The following is a 7069-nucleotide window of genomic DNA, read 5'->3' on the forward strand; positions in this document are numbered from 1 at the left end:
GGCACTGGCACTGGCACTGGCACTGGCACTGGCACTGGCGTGATGCCGCAAACCGCGTTGTCTGCAAGCGAAAAAGCAGAGCAAACCGCCGTGGAGGACGCAACATACCGGCTGGACGCCATGATCAGCCAGATTCAGCGCCTGAGCCGCATTGTGGAAAAACTGCTGCAACTCTCCCGCGCGGTGGCTGGAACGGGGTTTCGGCGGGACAAGTTTGACCTGCTGCCGGTGTTGCACGTGATGGCGGATGAACTGGACCGCCCCCAGAACAGCGATAACCCGCGCCTGATGCTGGAAACCGGCTGCTGCACCCATCTGAGCGTACGGGGGGACATGGATGCTACCGGAATCCTGCTGCGCAATGTGCTGGAGAACGCCTTGCGCCATAGTCCGTCGGATTCTCCCGTGCGCGTCAGTCTCGCTTTGGCGGACTCACCTATGGGAAAGGACATTATCTCTCGCACGCAGGCTCAGGGCGCGACGGGTTCCAGCTTGGCGGCATTACGACAACAGCCGGAAATGGCAGACGCTGTTATTTTGACTGTAGAGAACGCCTCGCCCGCTTTGCCGGAAGCCACACTCAGCAAACTGACAGACCCGTTTGTGCGGGGCGGCTCCCAGGCCGAAGGTAGCGGGCTTGGGCTGGCCATTGCCCGCACCATCGCCAGACATATGAACGTGCCGATGCAGCTTGCCTCCCCCATACCGGGGCAGAAAGACGGCTTTATGGTGCAACTGATTTTCCCGCAGGATGCGGCGTAGGTCAGTTCCACACAGCTTTCCTTCATCTGAACGGCAGCAGCGACAGAAAGGCGGCAGAGACGTCGCCTGAAAAGGCGTCACGCCGCTGACAGAACGCTCTTGCCACGCATGGCGGCATTCCTGTGTGAGTGGGAATACTGTCTCGTGGTCAGAAAGCCGCCTGCACAGCCCATGCCCCATGACCGAGAACCGAGAACCGAGAACCAAGAACCATGTGTCGTGTGCCGTGTGCCGTGTGCCGTGGCAACTGGCAACTGGCAACTGGCAACTGGCAACTGGCAACTGGCAACTGAAAACTGAAAACTGAAAACTGAAAACTGAAAACTGAAAACTGAAAACTGAAAACTGAAAACTTTTGACTGGAAAAGGGGAGATGTGAAGCCCTGATGAGGAAACATCAGAGTCCCCTTCCGACGGCAGGCGCAAAACGGCGCGGACCTGCCTGAAGGAGGGCTCACGTCACCCTTTTCGTCCGTTATCTGGCGCTCTTATTGGGCCACGGGTGCTGGCGGCGTAATGCGCACCAGAATGTAGGGACGTTCCTGCATGTCCTTGCCATTATGGAAGGCAGGCAGGCGGGCCCATTGGCCCACCGTCAGCAGGATGGAGTTGCCATCAAACGCCATGCTGTCTGGCGCGATCAGACGGGCGTCCTGCGCCACGAGAGAGAGCGTGCCATCTGGCGCACGGCGGACAATGGCGTGGCGTTCAATGTCTGTCACATACAGGCTGCCATCCGGGGCGGTGGCCATGCCATCCATGATGCCCACTTCACCTTCATCCTTGACCGCGCCTTCAAGCGTGGCGTCCGAAGCTGCGCTGTCTGCCAGCACAGCGGTGGGAGCACTATAGAGGCGGCGGGAAGACAGCGGAGACCAGTAAAGGCGTGTGGAATCCGTGCTCAGGGCCACGCCATCCACCCCGCCCTGCGGCACGGTGGGGTGGTCTGCATCAAAACGGCCAAGACGCCCATCGGCCTCCATCACAAAACCGGGCACGGGGCTGACGGAAACCGTATCAGCCAGAATACGCCGCGCCTGCCCGCTGGCCAGATCAACCACAATCATGGCCGGGTGAGTGGTCTGCGAGGTATCACTGATAAACGCCGTACCTGCGCTGCCGTGGGTAAGGTCAATCCGCACATCATTCACGTGGCTGTCTGCCCGCACGGCGGGCGCGGTCAGCGCATAACGGCGCACAATGGTGTTGGTGGTGGGGTCAATATGCAGCAGGGCGGGTTTTGCCTTGGCCTTGCTGCCTGCGCGCACGCCTTCATCCAGCAGCCAGAGTTGGCCGTTGCCATCCACCGTCATGCCTAGCGGGGAAATGAGCTTGCCTTGCGCCTTCGCACTGGGGAACGGTGTAAGCTGGCCCGGTGTCCATGTGGCCAGAACCGGACCTTTATGACGCTGCGCACTGGTGGGGAAGGACAGCACAATCCGCCCATCTGGCAGGCGTGCAATGCCGGACGCCTGTTCATCCGCAAACCGGTCTACCACGGTCAGGTTGCCGGTGGTGTTCCAGCCGTGCACCGTGGTGTCTTCCGCCAGCGCCGTGCCAGACACAGCACCCAACGCCACAGCCCCCAGAAGCGCACTGCACAGCCGCCACGCGGAACGGGACCTTACCCGTTTACGAGCAAGAGCATGGTTTGCGGAATGTGGGGGAAACAGCATCATATCTGGCGTTCTTTCTTTATGAAGGCGACGTGGCCTCTCAGCGGTACAAGGCTGGCGAGAGCAATGGAGGACTGAAAAGACTCAGGCGACGCCCAGGACGAGACATCTGGGTGGAAAAGATCGCCCTTTTTAGCACAACATAACCAAACTGATCTGACGGTCTTGCTGAACTGGGTTGCTGGCAGTGCGGCGCGCCAAACGTCCGCACCATTTCTGCCTCGCACGCTTTTCGGCCCGTTTGGAACGGGTTTCACCACGCTCCCTACTGCAACGAATTTTCAGGCCATCCTCTGCACTGGCGGGCAAGCAACACCTGCCACGCCCGTGCAGAAAGAGGAGCGCCGGTTCAGCCCATTTTGGCCTCGCCGGACACTTTGCCTCAGGCGCTAATGCGTTCCAGGCCACCCATGTAAGGACGCAGCACCTCTGGCACGGTGATGGAGCCATCCTCGTTCTGGCCGTTTTCCATAACCGCAATCAGTGTGCGGCCCACAGCCAGACCGGAACCGTTGAGCGTGTGCACAAACACCGGAGCTTCACCCTGCTGCGGGCGGAAGCGGGCGTTCATACGGCGGGCCTGAAAGTCCCGCGTGTTGGAGCAGGAGGAGATTTCACGCCACGCACCCTGCCCCGGCAGCCACGCTTCAAGATCAAACGTCTTGGCTGCACCAAAGCCGGTGTCTCCCGCACACAGCAGCACACGGCGGTAGGGAATACCCAGCTTTTCCAGAACGGTTTCGGCACAGCGCGTCATGCGTTCGTGCTCGGCATCACTGTCTTCCGGGGTGGTGACGGACACCATTTCCACTTTTTCAAACTGGTGCTGGCGCAGCATGCCGCGCACATCGCGCCCGGCAGACCCGGCCTCGCTACGGAAACACTGGCTCAGCGCCGTCATGCGCAGGGGGAGCGTCTTGCCGTCCAGAATATCTCCGCTCACGGAGGCCGTCAGCGGCACTTCCGCTGTGGGGATCAGCCAGCGGCCATCTTCCGTGCGGAAGGACTGATCAGCAAATTTGGGCAGTTTGTCCGTGCCATACATGGCGGCATCATTCACCAGCACGGGCACCTGTGTTTCCGTGTAGCCGTGATGGTCCACATGCAGGTCCAGCATGAACTGACCAAGTGCACGGGCCAGACGCGCCAACGCGCCGCGCAACACCACAAAGCGCGCGCCAGAGAGTTTGCCAGCAGTGGCAAAATCCATCTGCCCCAGCGCTTCACCCAGTTCAAAATGCTGGCGGGCGGTGAAGGAGAAGTCCGGCTGTGTGCCCCACACATGCTGCACCACGTTTGCGCTCTCATCCGGGCCATCGGGCACGGTGGGGTCAAGCCGGTTGGGCAGCGTCGCCAGAAGGGTCGCGGTCTGGCCTTCCAGATCGGTTACGCGGCGTTCAAGCTCTTCCATGCTCTCACGCAGGGTAGTGCCTTCCGCCTCAAGCGCGGCGCTGTCTCCACCCGTGCGTTTGAGGGTGCCGATCTCACGCGCCAGCGCCTTGCGGCGGGCCTGCTTTTCCTGCAACGCGGTCTGGGCCTGCCGCCGTTCCTCATCCCACGAGAGCAGTTTCTGCGCTACGGGTTCCAGCCCACGGCGGGCCAGGTCGGCATCAAAAGCGGCAGGGTCTGCGCGCAGGGCGCGGATATCATGCATGGGTCAGAAAGCCCCTTGGTGAGTTGGTTGCGTCTTGCTTCAGTCCTGCTCCGGCGGCGGAGCATCCAGCGGGCGTTTGGGCTCCACAAGCCAAGCAGACAGAATGGAAATCTCGTAAAGGAGAACGAGCGGCACGGCCAGCCCTACCATCGTGATGACATCGGGCGGCATGATAATGGCGGCAATGACAAACGCCCCCACAATGGCGTACCGGCGGAAACGCCGCAGCATGTCAGCCGAAACAATGCCTGCCCGAGCCAGCAGCGTAAGCACCACCGGCAGTTCAAACGCCACGCCAAACGCCATGATGAGCTTCATGACGAGTGAGAGATATTCAGACACCTTGGCCTGAAGTTCGATCTGCACCCCACCGCTGCTGCCCGGTGTCTGAAAAGACAGGAAAAACCGCCACGCCAATGGGAAAATAAAGTAATAGGCCAACGCGGCCCCAAGGAAGAACAGCACCGGTGTGGCCACCAGAAACGGTGCAAAAGCGCGTTTTTCCGATCGATAAAGGCCGGGGGCAATAAAGATCCATGCCTGAATGGCAATAACCGGAAAGGACAGAAACGCCGCCCCGAAGAACGCCACCCGGATATAGGTAAAGAAGGCTTCATACAGCGCGGTGTAGATCAGATGCGGCTGCTCGCCCTGCTGGCGCATGATCTCACCCAGAGGGCGGGCCAGAAACAGGTAGATATCGCCCGCATAATGGTAGCACAGGGCAAAGCACACCAGAAACGCAGCCCCGGACCACAGCAGCCTGCGGCGCAGTTCAAGAAGATGGTCAATCAGCGGCATGGGCTGATCGTGAATCGGATCGTCGTGCAGGGTCTCGTTCTCCGTCATGACTGACTATCCGGCTGGGCGCTTGGGCTGGCGTCCGCTCCATGAGCGGTGGGGGTGGCGTGCATGGCGGCGTGGGCTTCTGGCGGCATGTAAGCGGGTTTTTCCTCCACTTCGGTAGAAGTGGCCGGAGGGACAGAACCACTTGCAGCCTGCGCAACGGCGGCATCTGAACCCGTATGATCCCCTGCCGCGGGGCCACCCGGGCCGGGTGCTACGCTGCGGCCACCATGCAGCACACGCACGGGTGGTAGAATGGCGGGCGGAAACAGTCGCTCCCGCTCCCGCACAATGCGGCGCACAATACCGGGCGGCAGTTCTGGCGGCGCATCTTCCAGCTCTTCCAGCACGGAAGGGCTATCATAGTCGTAAAGCGTACTCTGGCCGCCGGGCACGGGCGGCAGGCTGGGCAGCCCGACGCTGCGTTCCTCCAGCATGGCGGAAGAGGCCGCGGGAGCCCCCGGTGTGTGCGCTGGTGCTGCATCCAGCGCGCGCGGGCCAGCCGGTGCACGCATCACTGGCCCATCAAGCGGGGAGGATTCAAATGTGCGTTTCAGCGAGCCATCGGAATCAATGGCCTTCATGATCCGCCCGCGCACGTTCAGGTTGCGCAGGTCCCGCATGTGCTCCCGCACCTCGCCCAGATCGGCCTCGCGCACCATTTCATCAACGTGCGACTGAAACTCGCCCGCCAGATTACGGGCTTTCTTGACCGCCTTCGCCAGCCCGCGAATAGCCACCGGCAGATCCTTCGGGCCGATCACCACAAGAGCAACCGCACCGATCAGGGCAATCTCGGACCAGGCAAAATCAAACATCGGCAGGACCACTCAGCAGCATAACGCCGGAAGAAGGGAGTTTCTTCCCACAGGCAGGGCTCTTGTTTTCACGCATGCAACAGCCCACCCCACCCTGCCGGGTGCTGGTGGGTCTGACACACAGATGCCGTTGGTCTATCACGACCGCTCCGGCGGGAAAACCGTTCCCTCCGCAGGCGTATCCTGCACACTCCCCTCCGGCCCGGCATCGGCGGGACCACTGGGGTCACCATCGGGGGCCTCACGCGGGCTATCCGGCTCTTCAAAGGTGGAGAACGCATCGTCCTCCACCGTGTTTTCGTCGGCCGCGCTCAGGTCCGGGTCTGTCTCCACAGGGTCTCCCGCCTGCGGCGCGGAGGTATCGGAGTGAGAGGCAGAAACGTCATCCTCGTGGCGCGCTTCCGGATGGTCAGTGTCTTCTGAGTCCGGCTCGCCCATGGCTGCTTCCGTTGCCTCTGTGCCGACGGCGGCACCTGTCGCACCGGAGCGCTCGGGGGATTCCGGTGAGACCGTCGCCGCTGCGGAGGCCGGACCACCTGTATCTGAAGTCTGTCCCTCCGCCTCGGGCGCATCCTCCTGCTGGTCGCCTGAGGGTGTCCCGTCCTGCTGAGCGGCCGCCTGAGCATCTTCCTCACCGTCCGGGGCGGAGGCGGGCGCATCAGCGGACGGTAGGCGCGGGTCTGCTTCCAGATTGGGCACATCCACCAGCAATTCTTCACGCCGGGGAAGGTCCGAGAGGGCACGCAGACCAAAATGACGCAGGAAATCGGGCGTGGTGCCCCACAGCACCGGGCGGCCCGGCACTTCCTTACGCCCACGCGGCGCGATCAACGAGGCCTCAATCAGCGTATCCAGCACGTTCTGCCCAAGGCTGACACCACGAATTTCTTCAATTTCCACACGGGTGCAGGGCTGATGATAGGCGATGATGGCCAGTGTCTCCATCACCGCACGCGGCAGGCGGCGTGGACGTTCCAGCACACGGGTAAGCGCCGGGGCCAGATCTGGCGCGGTGCGGAACTGCCAGCCGCCGGCCACTTCAACGGGTGCCACGCCCCGGCCTTCATACCGGGCCACAAGGGCGGCCAGCACGGCGTTCACAAACGCAGCCAGATTGTCCACCCCATCAGGAATAAGCTGCCGGGCTTCCAGCAACTCCGCCACCCGGCGGGTGCTGACAGGCTCCGTTCCGGCAAAGATCAGCGCCTCCGCCAGCCTTACGGCATCGTCCGGCACCGTGAAGGATGGCTCCAGCATCGGGTCAGGTAATTTTTCTGCTTCTGCTTCTGCTTCTGCTTCTGCTTCTGCTTCTG

General features: G+C 61.9%; 5 protein-coding genes and 1 pseudogene. 1 reads left to right on the forward strand and 5 read right to left on the reverse strand.

Annotation, left to right across the window (positions count from 1 at the left end; all coding sequences use genetic code 11):
• Positions 1-762, forward strand: a 762-nt coding sequence (locus AD948_RS00735) for a sensor histidine kinase (RefSeq protein ID WP_169797364.1), incomplete at its 5' end; no start/stop codon positions are given.
• 488 nt (positions 763-1250) lie between these two features.
• On the opposite strand, the gene AD948_RS00740 is transcribed toward AD948_RS00735, so the two are convergent.
• The 5 genes and pseudogenes from AD948_RS00740 to scpB form a co-directional block, all read right to left on the reverse strand.
• Positions 1251-2441, reverse strand: a complete 1191-nt coding sequence (locus tag AD948_RS00740) for a major royal jelly family protein (RefSeq protein ID WP_248845863.1) — start codon at positions 2439-2441, stop codon at positions 1251-1253.
• A gap of 379 nt (positions 2442-2820) precedes the next feature.
• Positions 2821-4092: a serine--tRNA ligase gene (gene serS, locus AD948_RS00745; protein ID WP_061470278.1), complete on the reverse strand. Its 1272-nt coding sequence runs from the start codon at positions 4090-4092 to the stop codon at positions 2821-2823.
• Positions 4093-4131: 39 nt separating this feature from the next.
• A complete protein-coding gene (tatC, locus tag AD948_RS00750; protein WP_061470279.1) occupies positions 4132-4941 on the reverse strand; it encodes a twin-arginine translocase subunit TatC in 810 nt (269 codons plus the stop codon).
• Positions 4938-5756, reverse strand: a complete 819-nt coding sequence (tatB, locus tag AD948_RS00755; RefSeq protein WP_082782230.1) for a Sec-independent protein translocase protein TatB — start codon at positions 5754-5756, stop codon at positions 4938-4940. Before tatB ends, tatC begins: the two co-directional genes overlap by 4 nt.
• Before the next feature lie 483 nt (positions 5757-6239).
• Positions 6240-7069 (reverse strand): annotated as a pseudogene (gene scpB, locus AD948_RS00760) (SMC-Scp complex subunit ScpB); the annotation flags it as partial.

Source organism: Acetobacter senegalensis, assembly GCF_001580995.1.
Taxonomy (GTDB): domain Bacteria; phylum Pseudomonadota; class Alphaproteobacteria; order Acetobacterales; family Acetobacteraceae; genus Acetobacter; species Acetobacter senegalensis.

Excerpts from the sequence above, each read along its gene's own strand:
- AD948_RS00740 (WP_248845863.1), bottom strand. The coding sequence starts at position 2,441 with ATGATGCTGTTTCCCCCACATTCCGCAAACCATGCTCTTGCTCGTAAA.
- serS (WP_061470278.1), bottom strand. The coding sequence starts at position 4,092 with ATGCATGATATCCGCGCCCTGCGCGCAGACCCTGCCGCTTTTGATGCC.
- tatC (WP_061470279.1), bottom strand. The coding sequence starts at position 4,941 with ATGACGGAGAACGAGACCCTGCACGACGATCCGATTCACGATCAGCCC.
- tatB (WP_082782230.1), bottom strand. The coding sequence starts at position 5,756 with ATGTTTGATTTTGCCTGGTCCGAGATTGCCCTGATCGGTGCGGTTGCT.